Source organism: Pseudoalteromonas sp. CO109Y, assembly GCF_004208935.1.
Taxonomy (GTDB): Bacteria; Pseudomonadota; Gammaproteobacteria; order Enterobacterales; family Alteromonadaceae; genus Pseudoalteromonas; species Pseudoalteromonas shioyasakiensis.
This window is the reverse complement of sequence record NZ_SGPD01000027.1, coordinates 1-19,770: the sequence shown is the minus strand read 5'-3', so window position 1 is coordinate 19,770 and position 19,770 is coordinate 1. Positions and strand designations below refer to the sequence as shown.

The following is a 19,770-nucleotide window of genomic DNA, read 5'->3' as shown; positions in this document are numbered from 1 at the left end:
ATATTATCGCTTAATAGTAATAGTCTGGCCATCTGTTAAAGGGGAAGTTGACGATGCGATAACTGTTAATCTTTGTGGTACATCAGTTAGCAGATAATCGTCATTTGCGTTTTGTCTTGCATCTACTAGTCGCAATCTTGCAACGCCGTTTTCCTCGACAAATACATAGGTTTTTCCATCTATAAAATGCACCGCTGAATTGGGAATCACAATAGCTCTGGGGGCGTCTTTTAGATGGTCTGGCTTTTTAGTAAAAACCCCTGTTACCGTCGCGCCAGGGTTGATTGTATTCACTTGCTCTACAGGTTCTGTTATAACTATAACTGTGCCAGTTTGACTGTCAGTAATTGGCGCGATTTGTTTAATTTTTGCTTCAACTAGCAAATCGGGCTGAGAGGTGAAACTGACACGTATGCTGTCGCTGCTAAACACTTGTGAAAGAAAGCGTTCATTGACGTCAAAGTGAAACTCCAAAGAAGACAAGTCTGTGATGGTGCATATGCCGCTTCGGGTAAAAGTACCTCCGGCAGATGCAGGGGAAATAATTTCGCCGACGTTAGCACTCATAGCGGTCACTATACCACTGAACGGCGAGCGTATAACTAGGTCATCGAGATACAGCTGAGTTTGCAGAATGGCATTTTTTAATTCATCAATGGATTGCTCTAACTGGATGATCGCTATTTTCTTGCTAATGACCTGACTGAGTACTTGTTCGTAGGCTTCGTTACTAATAAGCTGATTTTCAAACAGTCGTTTCGCCCTTTCACCGGAAGCTTGTGTTAAAGCCAAATCTTCTAATCTAACCTCCCTGAGAGATAACTGAGATTTCAACTTGGTTTCAAAGGTATTGAGCTCTATCTTTGCTTGCCTGTCATCCAAAGTGGCAACAGCTTGACCTGCTTGTACCAAATCCCCTAGCTCTACAGAAATACCGGTCACTCTACCCGTTACATTGGCTGATACAGTGGTGCTCTCAGGCGCAACAACAAAGCCAGATACCTCTAACAAAGGAGCTAAAGCGACTCCTGAAGAACTAGTATCCTGTGGGATAACAATTACGCCGACTTCGGTTGGTTTATCTGTTGATAGGTTTTGAACTGCAATATAGCTGATTCCCAGTAGTAATAACACAAAAATTGGATAGTAGATCAATTTAAGATTACTTGGTTTGTGCAACTGTGCAGTGTCACCAAATTCAAGTTTGTGCAAGATGGACAACATATCTTCATTGGTGTCTTTGCTTAGGTTACTTTGAATTCGGCTCATATGAATTTTTCTCGATTGAGGTTTCTAACGCCGGCGACACAACCCAACCCGCCCAAACCTATTAAAATAGCTGCCGGAAATAGTGCTTCTACGATTGAATAATTACGCCAAATTGCGCCTTCCATCAGCAAAATAGACCATTTACCGGGACTGATACTGCTAAGGGCAGACAGCCATTCAGGCATTAAAAACTGCGGCATCATGCCACCGCCTAACATGGCGAATATCACCATAATTGACCAGGCAGCACCTGCCACCGAACCCGGGTTAGAGCCAAGGCTGCCAATGGCTAGCATCAGTCCGGCAAAACAAAACGCAGAACACAGAATGGCGAAACTCAGCATAGCGAAAGATTGAATATTCAGTTGAAACGCAATCTTTCCGTACACAATTAAAATGGCGCAGGAAATAAAAATAGTGAACATACATGACAGGATCTTGGAGGATAAAATCACCCACATAGGAGTGGGGGAGACTTTTAATCGCAATATGGTTTGTTGCAGTCTTTCGGTGGCCAGGCTAGTACTCATAATGGCCACGCAGGCTAATATAGACCAGAGTGCAGCTTGCGGTACGGTAATACTAAAAGCACTCACGGGCAGCTCGCTTTCAACAACATAATCTTCATGGGTGATCTTTAACGGCTGCAGACTTGGGCTGGCCATACCCGATGTGCCACTGTCTTGTCTTTCCTGCACTAACTCCATCGCTGTGGGGATAGTGATGCCGGTGATCATCCCGGAAATTACTTTGCGCTTAGGATCGGACACTATGCGAATTTCAGGAGGAGAGCTGATGAAAGGAAACTGCTGTAATCTGGCACCAAAATCCGGCTCTAAAATCATATAGGCAATAACGTCCCCCAAACGCGTGGCGTTTTGGGCCTCTTCTAATGTGCTCTGAATAATTTCCAGATCATCCCGTTGTGACAATCGTTCTATATAGGCAGCACTGATTGGTGTCTTGTCATTGTCAACCAGGGCTACGGCCAATTTGTTGGTTTCCTCACTGGCACTGTTAATGGCCCCGAAGATAGTGGCGATCAAAAGTGGCAACAACAAAATCATAACCAGGTTGGATGCATCACGCACAATTAACATGCAATCTTTTTTAATTAAATGGATGATTTCACGCACTGAGTTTTTCTCCGTTCAACAAATTTGTCAGCACGTCTTGCAGGCTGGGCGGAATGACCCTGAGATTAAAAATACTGGAGTGAGAATCAAACAATTGATGTACCGCTTTGGCTGGCTCTCTGCTGGACAGAACAAAAGGTTGCCCCTGCTCAGTCTCCTGATACGAAATTTGACTATCACCGCCGTATTGAGCAATAAGATCCTGTGTGGAGGCGCAAGCCAGAGCCCGGCCTTCGTGTAGTATCAGCACCTCGTCACAGACCTGATCCGCTTCCTCGATATAATGAGTGGTATACAACACAGTTTTACCTGAGTTTTTTAGGTCTAACACCACGTCTAAAATGTGTTGCCGGCTTTGAATATCCACTCCAGCGGTAGGTTCATCCAACAACAACAATTCGGCGTTACTCAGCAGTGCCACCGCCATATTGGCTCTGCGTTTCATTCCTTCTGAACAAGCCTTTACCTTGCGATGGATAAAGGTCTCCAGACCCATCTTTTCTGAGGCGTAATTAACTTTTTTTTCAAGTTCACTTCCCTTTAAGCCTTGCAGAGTAGCGAAGAAAGTCAGATTCTCCATTATGGACAAACTGCTGTACAAGGCGATTCTCTGGGGGGCCAAACCTATTTTTGAGCGCGTTGTTTGATCATATGGAGGCATTGAATTGAACAACTCTACCTGCCCTTCGTCCGATGAAAGAAGCCCAACCAACAAATTGACTATGGTCGTTTTTCCAGCTCCATTTCTGCCTAAAATTCCCAGTACCTTGCCAGCATCTACAGAGAAACTGACACCTTTGACAGCTGGATTGGCGTCATAGGACTTATGAATATTTTTGAAATTGAGTATTGTTGACATATCAGCCTTGTTGCTCCTTGTACCCCTTGATTGAAGTGTTAGTTTGATTTGCACTGTGCCAATAGACTGCGAAATTAAAGGCGCAATGGGCGATAATGGCGGGTATTAATGATTCAGTACTCAAAGTCATTAACAGCCATATAAAGCCGTATACTGATTTGAAAACCACATGTATCCAGCCAAAGAAAACGTGGTGCAACCCAAATGCCAGTGAGCTAATGACAGCTGCCCATGTTAAAGAGAGTGACCACTCCTGAAATATGGCTAATGGCAAATAGGCTCGCCAAATAATCTCTTCCATCAACACAATGGACACCACGACAGGAACAAACCATTTCTTTTGCCAATAGGGCACTACAGATGCGTGAGCGTGTGCTTGTTGTTTGATTTTTAGCGATATTAACCAAGCTTCGAGTTTGAAGAGTAATAGCCCTGAAATAGCGGACAGCAGGATAATTGCTGTCGATACCAGCCTGTGCTCAGAACTCAATGGCAGTTTGAACTGTTGATTAACTTCAGAGTGGGAAGAGGCCCAATATACAGCAACAAACAGAAGAGCCAGGGTACCAGCGTACATTAGCAAGCTGTTTCGGCCGAAAAAGTCATAACTATCAATGCGCAACTTAGTAAGTAGCTGTGCTGAAAGAGCGAATACCACTGCCAAAATCAGAACAAAACCAAGTATCCAATAAAGTACCATATCCATCACCTATTAGAGGGAGCTGTAGTCCGGTATCGGTTTACCAATTGGCATAATCAGAGAGACAAATTGGCGGTCTCCATCAATACTCATGAGCTGATTCATCTCGTCATCTAGAAAGCCAAATACCATGCAGGATCCCAAATCAATTGAGGTTGCGGCAAGGTGTAAGCTTTGTCCCAATACACCGGCATCCATATGGGTGAGGCGATAGGCCCTGTCCTCATATTTCCATTGCACTCTGTCTAAGTCACTGACCAATACAAAGATGCCTGCGCAGCGTGCAATCCAGTCCTGAAATGAAGTGATTTCAAATATGCGCCCTCTTATTTCGCCTTCACTGACCAACTCCAATGCGTGTTTGTCGGCTCTGTACTTATATATTCCACGGGACAGTGATTCCGTATTCAGCGAAATATAGTAAAGCTGGATAGAGAGCAAACCTCCCCCGGTAGGAGCTAGAGGTGCATGGGGAATAACCTGAGATGAAGTAGTTTTAAATCTATCTCTTGCACTCACTGTGGATGCACATAAACTTGATATTTCAGCAAGAGAAACGGCTTCATCAGTGTAATCTCTCACTGATGTTCTTCTGCGCATCAGTTGTTCAAACTTTTCCGAGGGTTGCTCGCTTGGCTCAGGGAGCGTGATCAAAGTATTGTTATCATCACCTTGGTTAATCGCGGGCCGGTCAGAGAACAAAATGTTGTTCATTACCTGCTTACCCACATCAACATCCAGCTTTAATCCATCGTGAGCCAAGGCCAGAGGGCTAATAGGTAAACCTTCTTCCTGACGAGCCAAAGCACGCTTAATATACACTTCAATAGCCGCCTTGTTTGCCGCATCCAGTTGCTCCAACAGAGGAGTAACCGTATCTCCATTCGGAAAAGGACAACTTTGATTAGATTGTTCAGCCGCAGGTGCGGAAGCAGGCATTTCCTGATCTATGGTTTGTTCGCTATTATTCATGACTGTTTGCTCCATTCTTATCGTTTGTGACACCGAGAACGCATTGAATAGACTGTTCGATTCCGTCGAGATCTAAGAAACGATCCACTTCGTTATCGTAGAAGTAATCTAGTTGAGTCATTTTCCCACTTTGCATTTCTTCCTCGTAGTAACCGAGGATATAGCCCAGGTCTAATAGCATTTTGCGGTAACCTTTTGTCCCGAACATCATCATGTATCTCCAAGGACAGCCGACTAGAAACACCAGTGAATCTTGAGTAGATACTGAACCTGCACTGGGTCCATAAAATGATTGATTTAGCTTTTCCAGCTTTGCGGCGTCGTAATTTCTGTCTTTAACTAGAATTTGTTTGTTGGGCAGGATCTTGCGCAGCTTGTCGCCAGTGAGTACATAAGCGTCTATGGCGTAAAATCTTCTGGGAGCAAATTGTCCCAGTGAATGCAAGCACTGAGGTACTTCCTTATGCCACTCAAACGCCGGCAGTATTGGACTGACATTCATATCACTGACAGTGTCTGGGCTGTAGTTGTATGGAGTGTCCATATAATGCTGAATAATCTGATCTATGCTCTCTTGATTTTCAGCGATTCGCCTAGTGGTGTGGCGAGATACTTTCGAATTTTCGTGAAAGAATTCCGCCGGGTTAATGGAAAGCTCACCGAAGCGGCATTGAAATTCCCTGTATACCTCCGGTAGTAAGTCGATACTGTTAATCGGCGGCATAAAGGTGCCTTCGGCTGTAGTTTTCTGATCTAGAAAATAATCAGCAGGATCGATAAATGGCATAACCGGACTCCTACAAGAACACGTTTCTAAATGGACGGAATGGAGCACAAGCCGGGCAGCGTGGAATGCGTTTAATATCTTCGTAATCGACCGACATGCGCTCGAAGTCAGTCCGTATGGCGCGACTCACCAAATAACTTCTGCCAGTTGTAAGATAGGTCAGCAGCCCTGCGGTAAACTGTCCTGATACCACATCAACATAGGGAGGGGGGGCTATTCCTAAATCTGGCTGCCCCATTGCACTCACTGCATCATAATAGGTGATTACATCGCGCTTTAAGGTACCGGCGGCGGCAATGCCCTGAACGTCGAACTCGTTAAAACAACCGGTTTCCCCAGGAATAAAAATAGGTCCTGCAACGCCTTCAGAACCATCAAATATACTAATAGCCCAAGGCTTTTCCGCTTCAAGAGCTTGTTCATTGATAGTGTGCAATATGGATTGCATATATTCATCCAGTGCAGCCACTACAAAGTCACACTCTTCAAATACTCTGGCGATATTTTCTTTAGAAAAACTGTCCTCGGTAAAGGTGGAAATACGCTTTAAGTCGTACTGCTGTAAAGATTCAGCTAAACAGTCAGCGATAGGAGCCTGCTCTTGAATATATCTGGGCTCAATACCGAGGAAGCGATGAACGGTATTGGTATTGTTGATTTTGGCGTCATCTGCCAAGATCAAGTGCTGAATGCCGCTTTGCACCAATTGTTTGGCTATGCGACTTCCCGCTTGACCACAGCCTATTACCCCTATGCGTTTATTCGCCAATGGCGTTTCGGCGTCTTGAATAACCCGGTAGTAAACGTCCACTAAATCGTGGTCAGCCTCAACCAGAATTTTTTCTTCAATTAATTGCTCAATGAGTTGGCGGGCATCTTCTTGTTCTTCGTGTTTAACGATTCCCTTTTCTCTGAGTTCCTGAAGATTAGTTTGACTGTTCATATGGTTAATAACACGACCTAATAAACCAGTACGCCCTTTATCCGTCCAATTTTTGGAAAAGAAAGAGCGAGCACTGTGTTTAACCAATATTTCATTTTCGGTGACTTTTATCACTCGAAGATGTGGATTAACCTGATATTTTTCGTTTCCAAGTTCCATTTATAATTACCTTATATTTTTGGGCAACATAGATTCTTTTAAAATGCCAACCCTAGTTAAAGGGCCGGCATTAATTTACTTAGCTTTGGTTTGATCACCGCCATTACAGCAACAACAGCAACAGCACCAGCAGTTACAACCGCCAGGAGCAAACGCTAATCCTGACTCGTATCTGTGATCAAAAACTGAAGATTTTGAGAGTTTCATTTGTCTTCCTTATATTTAAATTTAAAAACCAACCCCACGGTTATTCCGTGTGTTTTCCTACTAAAGCTGCAAGTTGCAATGCAACAAGCACCCATTACCGCTAACCCGGTTTTAAATTACATGTAACCCAGTTTCTATGGATATGGTTGTGGTGATTTAGTCAAGTCTTCAAAAGTTAACTTTCTGTCTTTCCAATTTAATTCTTGTGGTAATTCGAAATAACGATCAACTCCATATGAAGGCATTGAATGTAAGTATGGAGGTGTAAGTTTGGTACAGAAAACTTTCGTCAAATGGACTGTTTTTAAATTAGGTAGCGTAAAATTAAAAAATATTGGGTTTAAACCATTTTTTCTGGAAATTTCCAACATTTGCTCGTATTTACTTTCATTACTCTTAGGCTTTTTTATAAGCTCTGATAATTTTATTTTTCCAGAACCTTCTAAATACCATTGGAGCTTTTTGGCGTGGGATGGGTAACCATAGTGACCAATTACTTTGTAGAAAATATCGAACTTTTCTACAGGTACATCCTCTTCAACAAAAAACAGTTCTTTCACTCTTTCTGAGTATGCCCATTGAGGACAGTTTAGAATGATTCGGCTACTTCCCTCTGCCTGTGCAAATTCACCTAAGGCTGAGAGGATGGCATCTTCAATTGTTAGACCACCGCCGCCTCCGGAAATATAGTTGTATTTGTTAAAGCCTTTAACGAAACCAACAGCAGTGACAGTATAAAAATCCTCTACATCTGTCATATGTAAGTAAAGAGTAATATCGTCAACTAGGGTTTTGGCGTGTTCTAAAATGCGTTGCACTTTAAAATCGTCAGGCAAGCAGTCCAATTCAATGATCTTCGGTGCATGTCCTGTATTCCAGTGTACATTCACAGCATCGCGCTCTAACACTTCAGAAATACCATGATAAACGGCGAGTTCTTTTGTAATGTGAGTCGCTAATCCACCACTTGTGGCATAGCAAAACATATTTTCTTTTGGATGCAGTAAGCTAAATGGCATAACAATTTGAGCAGGCACCCAAATTTTCTCAGAACTATCCAATAATCGTTCACCTTGAATCCATCCCACAAAGGTATCTTCAGTAAATCTCTCGTATTCAAATCCTTCTCTTTCGTATTGTTCATCTGCAAACAAGGGTAATTCACTGGGATGCAAGCAGTTGAATCCTTTTTCCTGCATAGTTCTGTAGGTACCATGTATCAGCCGGTCATCGTATGCAAATGAGATGAAGCTTCCCATTGCCCTCTCGATAACTTCGCCCAAGGAAGAGGCCATCATGGCAGGTAAGTCAAAGCCTTTACCGCCACCAAAAATGGTCCGTTGTATACTACTTTCGAAAGAATTCTTGCCAAGAATATCTCGAGCAATATGATCAAACTCATAGAATTCACAGTTCCCAGTGTACATAGTAAGCCCCCCTGAGCCTCTAAAATAACTAAGTATCCTTTTGATTGGTCCCCTTGGGTAATAATAAGAGTTTATTTCTTCATACCCTTTACTTTCCTTGATTCCTGTAATGTAAGGCAAAGACAGGTACTGTTGATTAATTGCAGTCGATTCAATGTTAGCTGACATAGTAATAGTCCCAAGCGAATTTACTTTTTGATGTTTGTTATTTAGTATTTATTCAAGCCAAAGTACTGCCCGATTGACTCCCCCTTCTCTAGAGTTGGTATCAATGTGTTCCTAATCCAAACATTGTCAGAAATCTCTAACGATTGAGTAAGTGCAGATATTGCCTCTTCTTGCTCGCCAGATACGGATTTGAGCATACCTAACCAAAGATAAGCTTCGTCAAGACCCCATTTAGGTAAGGGGTGACCTCCATTTGAGTTTTGAGTTTTAAAATGCGCTATAGCGCTGCTAAACAATTGACTTGCTCTCTCTACGCCTCCACCAAATTGTGGGGGGGTATACACAGCACTCGTCCCTTTGATGAATAACAAGCGAGGATTTTGACTGTCTATTTTCGTCGCAGCTTCAAGGGCATCACGACTTTTAAGTGACAATGCCATAGTTTGTTCTGGTTGGTAACGAATCATGGCATTAGAACATGCTGCATTGAGAATATATGCTTCAGTATACTCTACTGACCTGGCGAGTATATTAGCGTTAATGTCAAGACAGTTTTGAAAATAGGCTTCGCCATTTTCGTAGTCGAGTAACCCAAGCCTATAGTTGATGAGAGCGATATAATACTGAATAAAAAGTAACTCTCCTTCTGAATTAGTCTTTTTATTATGTAGTAATTTCCCATACTCTTTTAAACTTAAAACGTCATTTAAAGAGTATAGTTTTTGTATTCCATCTGAAACACCATTTAAATCAGATACTTCTTCCACCTCCCCGGCCCTTATAGACAAACTCAAAAGACACTGAAATAAAAACAGAAAGAAAACTAAAAAAAGCCTCATGATAAACTCCATTTTAAAAAATTATAACAATATAATTTCACTCCCACTTTAACTATTATATCAACATTCAAGAATGTCAAACATTTTCACCTCAAAAAGACACAGGTAAAAAAGATAGAAAAAACAAAACAACCCAAAGCAACACAATGAAAAAAAAGAATTAATATCAACCTCGAGCAGATACTCAATTCAACATCAAGACCCACAAGTAACTGAATCAAAATAACTATTTATTTTCAATAAATTATAAAAATAAAACACAGAAATAAAAAACATAGAAAAAAAGCTGAATAAAAACAAAAAAACAATAATAACTCATTAAACAGAAACCACAAAAACAATAAAAATAACCACTTAAAAAGCAACTTTAAAACCCACGTTCATGTTTAGTGAATTTAAAAAATAACAAATTCATAATCCATATTAAAAATTCAACCCTACAAAAAAACAAAATTAAAATCTAAAAAACAAAAAATTAGCATATAACTTATTAAGTCCATAAAATCATTTTACGGTTCATGAAAAGGAATTATTTCAATGCTCTCACGAATTATATCCAAACGAAGAAGATAAATTCTATTTTTAGAAAATTATTGATTGAAGAGTATTTGGCAGAGCACATAACTAATAATATGAAGGAACGTAAAAACACAGAGCAAGATCACGAACTTTACCTTGACTTAAAAATATGATCTTATACTTCTTTTTTAAGTTAGCGCTCTTATGTCTGATCCCTTATTTCTAAAATACTTCTAATCAATTGATGACCCTCGTCAACACACGGTGAGACCGCACTTTGTAAAAAGGCTTTAACACCCAGCTCTTTTCTGATCTAATAACGCCTACATAATCACTATCTACTTGTTAATTATATCGTTATTTAGCCACCTTGAACTTATTGAAGATATGCGTTCTTTTATCTATCAACATCATGATCTTACTGATGTTTTGTTTCTTATCATCTCGGCGGTTTTATCCGGTATGAAGGCTGGAAAAATATTGAAGTAAACTCCCCGGTCTCAGGCAGTCAGAGCATTTAAACACAGTATTCCAACGCGACATAGCATTGCACGTATTCTTAAAACAGTGGAGACTGATCCGTTGGTTTTGGCCTTGTTCAGTTAGGTCAACGAGCAGCGGTCTGAGTCTGGTAAGCCAATAATTGCGTTTAATGGCAAAACCCTACGCAGTGCCAGTAGAAAGCGTGAGGAAAACTTACATTTGATGTCAGCTTATGATTGTGCGTATGGTTTAACTTTGTATCAGCGTACGGTAGAAAGTAGGTCCAACGAGATCCCAGCAGTTAGGGCCTTATTAGATGTGCTCGATATTTCAGATTCTATCGTCACATTAGATACGCTACATTGTCAGAAAGCGACACTCTCAACACTGATTTTAAGAAAGGCTGATTTCACTGGTCGCAGTTGAAAGATACAACAAGTCCGGCTCGACAACAAAAATAGACACACACTGTTACTGTTATTACTTCTGTCGAACCAGATGCAAATATGTTACAAAAGCGATCCGCCATCACTGGCACATAGAAAACCAGCAGCATTGGGCGCTAGATGTCGTGTTTAAGGAAGACACTTGCCAGATAGATGAACCGATTTCGGCGGAAAATATCGCGCTATTCAAACAGGTTGTTCGCAATCTGGTAAAATAGCACAGAGGCCGTAAAGATTCGATTCGTGGTAAGTGCTTTCGGACCAGCTTTGACGATGAATTCAGGACTGAGCTTATCTTTGGTTAATCGTCGTTAGCAAGCTCTTTGATATCATATTCTTAACTGTCAGTACTGTTATTTCAGGATGTCAAGGTTGGCAAGATATAAAAGATTTTGGACACGATAGACTTGATTGGCTTAGAAAGTTTGTCCCATTTAAAAATAACATTCCTCGCCACGATACTATTGCGCGAGTCATCAGTTGTATAGACATAACACAATTTCAAGATTCATTTTCATCTTGCATGAAGGCTTGTAGTAAGCTTACTTATGGCGAAGTAATCGCCTTAGATAGGAAACGATTAAAAGGCTCATTTACTCAAGCAGATAGACGAGATGCACTATGGTAAAGAAGTTGATTATCTATTTGTAGTTAAGGCAAATCAGAAAGCGTTACTTAAGCAGATTGAAAGTGAGCTATTACCAAAGCTAACCGAACAAGTAAGAGATCGTGTGCTGTTTAATGAAGCCGACTATCAAAGAAATAGAGAAGAATTCAGGAATTGTGCAATAACATGGTTTAGAAAAATTACTTGAAACGGTTCATTGGAGAGACGCAAAAACGATTGATGTAATAGTCTCTTACAGGAAAGAAAAAGATAAAAATAAATAATGAGTTATGCTATCGCTATTACATAAGTTCAGCACATTTAACAGCAGAAAAACTAGTGGTGTCAGCTTGTCAACACAGGCAAATTGAAAATGGATTATGTTGGCGCTTAGATATGGGGTTTAGAGAAGATGATTGCCATTTTAGGCGTGAGGGAGTAGCATTGGTATTCGCCGGACTTAGGCATATCGACTTCAATCATTTAAAAGCAAAGACAAGTATTAAAAAGTATGCTTGAAAAGCAAAAGAAAGCGATGCGCAGTAGGGGGTTTCTTGGTAAAACTTTGACTTAAAAGTGTTTTTAATACTCTCACCCTGCGTAAAAACATAGAGATGTGTGTTATCAAAGAATCTCAAAAAAGCCGCGGTGATGGGCGTACCGCGGCTTTGCCTAACTTGAAAATAATCTACTGGATTACTTCCAGCTTCTCATCTTATGGCCTTTTAGGGCATAGAATAAAATGAATACATAACTTGGGATCATAACAATGTAAGCGCCTTGTGCGCCTAGGCCTGCTACGTTTCCTAAACCGATTAATAATGGGCCTAGTGCACCACCAGCAATGCCCATGATCAATAAGCCTGATGCAGTGCCTGTTAAGCGACCTAAGCCAGCTAAAGCCAGTGGCCAAATTGCAGGCCAAACCATGGCATTAGCAAAGCCTAATAACGCAATGCATAACAATGGGTCTGGTAATTGTGGGCCACCAAATGGCACTAATAATAGGTTTGAAATAATAAACGAGTCATTACTACCAAGTACCACTAACAACACGGTGATAATACCAGCAATACCCGACATTAATAACGCCGTTTGTTGGCTCATAAAGCGTGGAATAGTCAAAATACCAATCGCGTAACCAATCAACATACACGCCATAGTGTAAGAGGTCATAACTGAGTAGTCGGCAACGCCAATTTGTAAAGCGTACGAGCCAATGGTATCTGCTGCAATAACTTCAACAGCAACGTATAAAGCAATACCCACGACACCTAAAACTAAGTGAGGATGTGCTAGGGTTTCTTTAATTTCACCTTTACCGTTTGATGTTTCGTCTTCATCAAACACTAAATCAGGTAATGGTGCAAATTTCGCAAAGGCAGCAAATAACATGATTAACGCAGCAATCAATACATAAGGCATGATAAGGCTATTTGCCATAATATCTTTTTGTTCTTGCGATAATTTACCTGCGCCATCAACCACACCGCTTACTACTACAGCTGCAAAAATCACAGGCACGATAACACCCGCAAATTTGTTTAATAAGCCCATGATACACACGCGCACAGCGGCTGATTTTTCAGAGCCCATTTTCACCACATATGGGTTAACAGCGGTTTGTAGCACGGTTTGTCCAACACCTATCATTAACTGTGCGAACAAGAAAATTTCGATCATTTGCAGTTTCGCAGCCGGAATATACATCAGCGCCGATAAAGCCATAATCGCACAGCCAATCGCCATACCATTCTTATAACCAACGCGCTTGATCAGCATAGCCGATGGGATACCGGCAACTGTTACCGCAATATAAAAAGAAGAGATGATAAACGAAGCTTGTAACGGCGAAAGCTCAAGCATTTGCTGCAAAAACGGTGTGATTGCACCATTAAGCCACGTTATACACCCTAAGATAAAAAACATTGAGCCGGCCAATACCATTGGCAGCCAGATGCTTTGTTTTGTGTTGTTGTCACACTCAACCGTTGCTTCCATAATTGTTCTCTTAGTTTAATTATTTTTATTTGGTTGGAATCTAGTATACAACTCAACAGAGTTGTTTAATTTCCATACCAATCACAAAAATTTAATCATACACTAACAAAAATGACAGCGCTATCATTTTGCGTTCATATAAGTGCAAAAAAGCCGCAGCTAATTGCTTAACTGCGGCTTAAACTAAGTAGTAACAACTAGTTAGGTGTTATTTACCAATTGCTTCTTTTGCGAACAAATGTTTAATTGGGCCAAGGTTGTCTACAAGGCTTAAACCAACGCCACGTACAAGTTTTTTCAGTGGGTTAGCGCCTGCAAATAGCTCTTTTAAGCCTTGCATCATAGCAATGTGCTTTTGTGCATCAAGCTTACGAGTACGTTCATAATCACGCAGCGTGCGTGCACTTGCAAACTCGCCTTGCTCATTACTTAATAGCTCAATTAAATAAGCGGCGTCTTTTAGGCCAAGGTTCATACCTAAACCAGCTAATGGATGAATGGTATGCGCTGCATCGCCCATTAATACCACTTTACCCGACACCCACTGCTGGGCATAACGCATCTTAAGTGGAAACGCCATGCGCTCACTTTGCACTTCACATAAACCACATTGGCCATCGAGAGCTGCCATAACCGCTTTATTAAAGTTGCTATCATCAAGCGCTAGAAGTGTTTCACAATGCTCTGGGCTTGTTGACCAAACAATTGAGTGCGTATGTTTATCTGGCAAGGGTAAAAACGCCAGCGGCCCAGTGGGCAAAAACACTTGGCGTGCCGTGTTGTTATGCTCATCAGCGGTTCTAACTGTGGCAACAATGGCGTGATGGTCATAATCTTTAAAAGTAATTGGCATGTTGAACTGCTTACGAATAGCCGAGTTAGCCCCATCAGCCGCCACTAATAACTTAGCAATTACAGGCTCGCCGCTTTCAAGAGTAATAAACACATCAGAATCAGTTTGATGAATTTGCTGGTAGCGGGTTTCGAATAATAAAGTGGCATTACTTTGCTTTTCAAGTTCGCTAATTAAAGCGTAGCGAATAATGTCGTTTTCAACGATATGACCTAACTGCGGCAAATCGAGATCGTTATGATCAAAATGGATTTTGCCAAAGCTGTCTTGATCACGTACATCCATCGAGGTATACGGTGTAGCACGTTGTTTAATGATCTCTGGCCATACATTTAAAGACTCAAATAAGCTCTGACTAGCTAAGCTTAATGCGCTCACGCGAAGTGCGTAATCATCACCCGGTAAGGTTTGATTTTTACTCGCATCAATCACCACAACGCTGATATCTGCTTTTGCTAAACCTAGTGCTAGCGTAAGGCCAACACAGCCACCACCGACAATACAAACTTGTGCTTGTTTCATATCCGTTTACCTTGCTTAACCTGACCCATAAGCTGTTTTGCCAGCGGGGTTTTTAACGAGGAGAATAAATCCATTGAGAAAAGACCAATGCTGCGACCAAGCGCAAGCAATCGTGATGAGTTAGAGAACAAACGCACTAGGCTGTCTGTGAGTGTCATCACGGTAGTAATATCTTTACTGCGAGTTTGGCTGTAATAACGGGTAAAGGTGTAATCACCAAGGTCGTCTCTATTTGCCATATCACACAGTAGTTGCACATCACGCAGGCCTAAATTAAAGCCCTGCCCTGCGATAGGGTGAATAGCGTGCCCTGCATTACCAATTAATACCGTACGGTGGCTGCTCAGTGATTCTGCTTTACCATACACAAGCGGATAACTTGCACGCATACCCACTTTACTAAATGAACCGCCGCAGTAACCAAATGCTTTTTGCAACTCAGCTAAAAAGGCATCGTCTTCAAGCGCCATAGTGTGCTCAATTTGCTCAGGCTCCATGCACCACACCAGTGAGTATCGATTATTACTCATTGGCAATAGGGCCATTGGGCCGTGCTCAGTAAAACGCTCAAAAGCATGATGATGATGACCACCAGCCACTTCGATGTTAGCAATAATCGCCGCTTGCTGATAAGCGCGAGTATTAAACTCTATATTAGCTAGTTTACGGCTTTGCGAATGAGCACCATCGGCAATCACCACAAGCTTTGCGCTTAACTGCTCACCCGAGCTTAGCGTGATGTTGGCAAAATCGCTTTGGTATTCAAGCTTGGCAACCGTATCAGGGCAAAACAAACTAACATCAGTACGAGTAAGTTGCTGATGAAGGCTGCGCCCAAATGGGTTCACTTCGACCACATAACCAAGGGCATCATGGCCATATTCTTGGCAATCAATATGTGTTTTACCAAAATGACCACGGTCAGACACAGTTACTTTTTCAATCGCTGCCGCAAATGGCGCTTGGCAATCAAACGCATTGATTGATTTTAAGTACTGAACAGACTGCTGAGCCAGCGCAATGCTTCTATCATCAAAGCTTGGGTGATAGTCTGCGCTTACTTCATTTGCTTCAATTACAGCGATTGATAACTGATTATTGCTCTGTTTTAGACCCAGAGCACAACTTGCTCCCGCCATTCCACCGCCGATAATGACAACATCAAACTGCTTTGCCACGCTTGCTCCTAGCCTTTATTTGCTTGCATCACTGCTTCAATGTCACTAATGGTTTTTGGAACCGAAATGGTCAGATTTTCATGGCCATCTTCAGTGACAAGTAAGTTATCTTCAATACGAATACCGATGCCTTTATATTGCTCTGGTGCTTTTGCATCTTCGCTAATATATAAACCCGGCTCGATAGTGAGCACCATGCCCGACTCAAATAAGCGCTCTTTTTCATCAAGCTTGTATTCGCCAACATCGTGCACGTCTAACCCTAACCAATGGCCAAGGCCATGCATGTAAAACGCTTTGCATGCTTGGTTTGCCATTAACTCATCAAGCTCGCCGGTTAAAATGCCTAAATCAATAAGCCCTTGCGTTAATACCGTTGAAGCCAGTTCATTTGCTTTAGATAAACTACCGCCCGGCTTAACTTGGCTAAATGCTGCTTCTTGGGCTGCTAATACAATGTTGTAAAGCGCCGCTTGTGGTTCGCTAAATTTGCCATTAATTGGGAAGGTGCGTGTAATATCTGCCGCATAACCTTCAAGTTCACAGCCAGAATCAATTAATACTAAATCGCCATCTTTTAGCTCAGCATCATTTTGTGTGTAGTGCAAAATGTTGGCGTTGTCGCCACTGCCGACAATCGTGCCATAAGCAGGGTGACGAGCACCATTCATTGCATAATGATGATGAAGCTCTGCTTCTAATTGGTATTCAGTTGCGCCTGGTTTGGCAAACTGCATAGCGCGAATATGGCCTTGTGCACTAATTTCGCACGCTGTGCGCATAATGTTTAATTCTGCGTGAGATTTAAACAACCGCATTTCATGCACTAAACCACGAATATCTTTTATGGTATGTGGGGCTTTATAGCCTTTTTTAGGTGCGCCGCGAAGTGTGTTTAATAAGTCCCAAACCTTTGCATCGAAATTTGCGTAAGTGCCTTGTGCATAAAATAAAATCTGCTGGCCGTTCACCAAATCTAATAATTGTTCATCTAGTTCACTAAGTGGGCAAGTTGCGTCGAATAAGTACTCAGATTTAGCTTTTTCGAAGCCAATTCTACGGCCATGCCAAATTTCAGCTAGTTTGTCTTTGTTACGGCAAATAAGCGTACTTGGTGTATCGCTCGACGGGCAAAGCACTAAAACTGCATCTGGTTCGTTAAAGCCTGTTAGGTAGAAAAAGTCACTGTCTTGACGAAATGCATATTCAGTATCACGGCTACGTGTTACTTCTCCTGCCGCAGGAATAATAGCCACGCTATTTTTATCCATCATCGCAAGCAAGCGCTCGCGGCGGGCTTTAAATTCAGCTTTATCGATAGCAATAGACGACATGCTAAACCTCTGTAATTTGATTAGTGAAGGGTCTTCTTAGGGTTTTTATCAGCTGGTTCTTTACCTAGCTCAGCAAAACATAACAGCGCAGAAACACGTACATACTCAATCACTTCGTGCAGTGCTTGGCTGTCTTCTTCGGTCTCTTCAAACATGGTGTCTAGGCGGGTAATTTCACTAAAATCGCTGATCACTTCTTTCACATCAGCAGATAACTTGCCGTAATCTTTTTGTTTTAAACCAAAACCAAGCATAAAACCCGATACCCAAGATACTAAGCCATTGGCTAAATCGATCAGTGTTTCGTCGTCGCTTGGTAAGAATAGGTCAAATTGAAATTCTTCATCGCTAAAGCTGGCAACAACCTGAGAATACACATCAGCAAAAAATGCTTTTAAATCTTTATTGAAGGCTAAGCCATCATTGAATACATCGCTTAATAAACCTAAGTATTCGTCGGCTTCGATATTGATGCCACAGGCTAATAAACCACTGATCACACCATGGGCTTCTGCTGGTGCGACAAAAATTTCATTCTTTTCTAATAACAATTGGGCTTGTTGGTAATCAGGTAACGTGCTCATAACTTTTTCTTTGTTCGGCTAAGTAACGCCATGCTACCACTCGATAAATCGCAACTCCAATTAATTGTATGATTGAGGTCAAAAAGCAATCTGAAAAGTAAATAAGCAGTTAAAGGTGGGGAAAAACTACCCGAACGATCCGCTTTTTTTGCTTCTATGGTTTAAGGATTGAAACTTGTCTTATATACTGAAGGTGTTCCCTAGGGTGCAGGAGCTTGGTTAAGTCCCTGAGCCGATAAATTTTATGTTAGGGTTTCTGTTCGTCTACTATTGTGCAAGCTCGGCATGTACCGAGAAGCCTACGGTAAACCGCAGATCCCCGCCCTGAAACCTCAAGGTTTCAGGACTGACACCGGGCACCGCATACTTGGGGAACACCATTTCTATTTAGTTACAAGCTACAAGCTACAAGCTACAAGCTACAAGCTACAAGCTACAAGCTACAAGCTACAAGCTACAAGCTACAAGCTATCAATACCTTCCCTTATTTTTTCTCTTATACAAAACTTATTATTCTTATTCGCGCAAAATAAATTTCAAGCCTACGGTACTATTTAGTTTCAAGTTTCAAGTTTCAAGTTTCAAGTTATCAATACTTTCCCTATATTTCACTTTTACAAGTAATTTTAGTTTTCGGCGTTGAAACGCCTCCTACATCTCGAAACTCGTTAACTTTACTCTTTCCCCTCGCTAACTCGCTAACTCGCTAACTTATTTTTATATGACTTCTGACGACTAATATCTAATATTTCCTATGTGTTGGGTTTCGCTTCGCTCTACCCAACCTACGGGCTAAAGCTCGACCTCGACTAACCCGTTATTTAAGAAATATCGCGCGAAATAAATTTCACGCCTACGGTATCGGGTTTAGCCATAGCAATGTGCGGGCACAATCTAACTTTACTCTTTCCCCTCGCTAACTCGCTAACTTGTATGTTTTTCTGACTTCTGACGACTGATATCTAATATCTCCATTTTTTCGACGTTAAAACGCCTCCTACAACTCGTATCTCGTCCCTCGAAACTCGCACCTTTCCCCTTGCTAACTCGCTAACTTGTTTATTTTGATCTGACCCCGATAAAGTAGACACGGGGTTTAATTAACTTGTTCGTACTGCATGGGACTTTTATACCCTAGGGTGCCATGCCTTCTTACTGAGTTGTAGTATTTTTCAATATAAAAATACGTTTGTGTTGTCATTTCACTACGACTCAGTTCATTTAAATTCTTTATCCACTCCTTTTTATACTGTGCGAAGAAGCTTTCTGAGCATGCGTTATCCCAGCAGTTGCCTTTTCTAGACATACTCACTGTGACACCTCTATTAGTTAACCACTTCACTGTTTCCTTTGCGACATACTGAGCTCCTTGATCTGAATGAAAGAGCAAGTTCGAACCATCAGGTTTGCGTGCAGACCATGCCTTTCTCAGTGTTTTAATAACTAACTCGGCGTTGTTTATCCGGCTTGTTACCCAGCCAACAACCTTACGAGAATACAAATCAAGGATGACGCATAAATACTGCCAACCATCTTTACAGCGTACTTGTGTGATATCTGAAACCCACACGGTATTTACTGCATCAACATTAAACTGGCGTCGTAGTAAGTTACTCGCTTTGATTGTACCTTCTTTCTTCGCGCGGCTTGTATAGCGCCTCTTACCTGACTTTGAACGATACCCAACGCTTTGTAAAAGTCTCTGCACACGTCCTTTACTGCAATCAAAGCCATGTGCTACCGCTGCTTCCCAAAGCTTTCTATAGCCCGGGATACA

Annotated in this window: 15 protein-coding genes, 1 other RNA gene and 1 pseudogene; 2 read left to right on the top strand and 15 right to left on the bottom strand. The window is 41.6% G+C overall.

Annotation, left to right across the window (positions count from 1 at the left end; translation table 11 throughout):
- Positions 1 to 3: 3 nt before the first annotated feature.
- The 9 genes from EXT43_RS10090 to EXT43_RS10050 all read right to left on the bottom strand — a co-directional run bounded on the left by EXT43_RS10090 (position 4) and on the right by EXT43_RS10050 (position 9,394).
- The gene (locus EXT43_RS10090) at positions 4 to 1,269 is read right to left on the bottom strand and encodes an efflux RND transporter periplasmic adaptor subunit (RefSeq protein WP_062564953.1); all 1,266 of its coding nucleotides are present in this window, start codon (positions 1,267 to 1,269) and stop codon (positions 4 to 6) included.
- Positions 1,266 to 2,405, bottom strand: a complete 1,140-nt coding sequence (locus EXT43_RS10085; protein ID WP_062564952.1) for an ABC transporter permease — start codon at positions 2,403 to 2,405, stop codon at positions 1,266 to 1,268. Before EXT43_RS10085 ends, EXT43_RS10090 begins: the two co-directional genes overlap by 4 nt.
- Entirely contained in the window at positions 2,398 to 3,264 is an 867-nt protein-coding gene (locus tag EXT43_RS10080; RefSeq protein WP_062564951.1) for an ABC transporter ATP-binding protein, read from the bottom strand. The genes EXT43_RS10085 and EXT43_RS10080 overlap by 8 nt, the downstream gene beginning before the upstream one ends.
- Position 3,265: 1 nt before the next feature.
- On the bottom strand, positions 3,266 to 3,964 hold the full coding sequence (locus EXT43_RS10075; protein WP_062564950.1) for a type II CAAX endopeptidase family protein: 699 nt from the start codon (positions 3,962 to 3,964) through the stop codon (positions 3,266 to 3,268).
- A gap of 12 nt (positions 3,965 to 3,976) precedes the next feature.
- Positions 3,977 to 4,936, bottom strand: coding sequence for a SagB/ThcOx family dehydrogenase (locus EXT43_RS10070; protein ID WP_062564949.1), 960 nt, complete (start codon positions 4,934 to 4,936; stop codon positions 3,977 to 3,979).
- Positions 4,929 to 5,723, bottom strand: coding sequence for a hypothetical protein (locus tag EXT43_RS10065; RefSeq protein WP_062564948.1), 795 nt, complete (start codon positions 5,721 to 5,723; stop codon positions 4,929 to 4,931). The genes EXT43_RS10070 and EXT43_RS10065 overlap by 8 nt, the downstream gene beginning before the upstream one ends.
- A gap of 10 nt (positions 5,724 to 5,733) precedes the next feature.
- On the bottom strand, positions 5,734 to 6,825 hold the full coding sequence (locus tag EXT43_RS10060; RefSeq protein ID WP_062564947.1) for a ThiF family adenylyltransferase: 1,092 nt from the start codon (positions 6,823 to 6,825) through the stop codon (positions 5,734 to 5,736).
- A 341-nt stretch (positions 6,826 to 7,166) separates the two neighbouring features.
- Complete coding sequence (locus EXT43_RS10055) at positions 7,167 to 8,627, bottom strand: YcaO-like family protein (protein WP_062564946.1); 1,461 nt, start codon at positions 8,625 to 8,627, stop codon at positions 7,167 to 7,169.
- 41 nt (positions 8,628 to 8,668) lie between these two features.
- Positions 8,669 to 9,394 (bottom strand): hypothetical protein, encoded by a 726-nt coding sequence (locus tag EXT43_RS10050; RefSeq protein WP_130166877.1) that lies wholly within the window; start codon positions 9,392 to 9,394, stop codon positions 8,669 to 8,671.
- 942 nt (positions 9,395 to 10,336) lie between these two features.
- Here EXT43_RS10050 and EXT43_RS10045 point away from each other — a divergent pair.
- A pseudogene (locus EXT43_RS10045) lies at positions 10,337 to 11,219 on the top strand (ISAs1 family transposase).
- Between the two features lie 998 nt (positions 11,220 to 12,217).
- Here EXT43_RS10045 and EXT43_RS10035 read toward each other — a convergent pair.
- The 5 genes from EXT43_RS10035 to EXT43_RS10015 form a co-directional block, all read right to left on the bottom strand.
- A complete protein-coding gene (locus EXT43_RS10035) occupies positions 12,218 to 13,522 on the bottom strand; it encodes an MFS transporter (RefSeq protein WP_055198117.1) in 1,305 nt (434 codons plus the stop codon).
- A 208-nt stretch (positions 13,523 to 13,730) separates the two neighbouring features.
- Positions 13,731 to 14,897, bottom strand: coding sequence for an FAD-dependent monooxygenase (locus EXT43_RS10030; RefSeq protein WP_062564943.1), 1,167 nt, complete (start codon positions 14,895 to 14,897; stop codon positions 13,731 to 13,733).
- Positions 14,894 to 16,075, bottom strand: coding sequence for a 2-octaprenyl-6-methoxyphenyl hydroxylase (gene ubiH / locus EXT43_RS10025; RefSeq protein WP_130166876.1), 1,182 nt, complete (start codon positions 16,073 to 16,075; stop codon positions 14,894 to 14,896). The genes EXT43_RS10030 and ubiH overlap by 4 nt, the downstream gene beginning before the upstream one ends.
- An 8-nt stretch (positions 16,076 to 16,083) precedes the next feature.
- Positions 16,084 to 17,409: a Xaa-Pro aminopeptidase gene (gene pepP / locus EXT43_RS10020; protein WP_062564941.1), complete on the bottom strand. Its 1,326-nt coding sequence runs from the start codon at positions 17,407 to 17,409 to the stop codon at positions 16,084 to 16,086.
- Between the two features lie 20 nt (positions 17,410 to 17,429).
- Positions 17,430 to 17,993, bottom strand: a complete 564-nt coding sequence (locus EXT43_RS10015) for a UPF0149 family protein (RefSeq protein WP_054551315.1) — start codon at positions 17,991 to 17,993, stop codon at positions 17,430 to 17,432.
- A 194-nt stretch (positions 17,994 to 18,187) separates the two neighbouring features.
- Between EXT43_RS10015 and ssrS the strand changes: the two genes are divergently transcribed.
- A non-coding RNA gene (gene ssrS / locus EXT43_RS10010) (6S RNA) lies at positions 18,188 to 18,371 on the top strand.
- Between the two features lie 718 nt (positions 18,372 to 19,089).
- On the opposite strand, the gene EXT43_RS10005 is transcribed toward ssrS, so the two are convergent.
- Positions 19,090 to 19,770: IS3 family transposase (locus EXT43_RS10005; RefSeq protein ID WP_130166875.1), on the bottom strand; the 681-nt coding region annotated here is incomplete at its 5' end.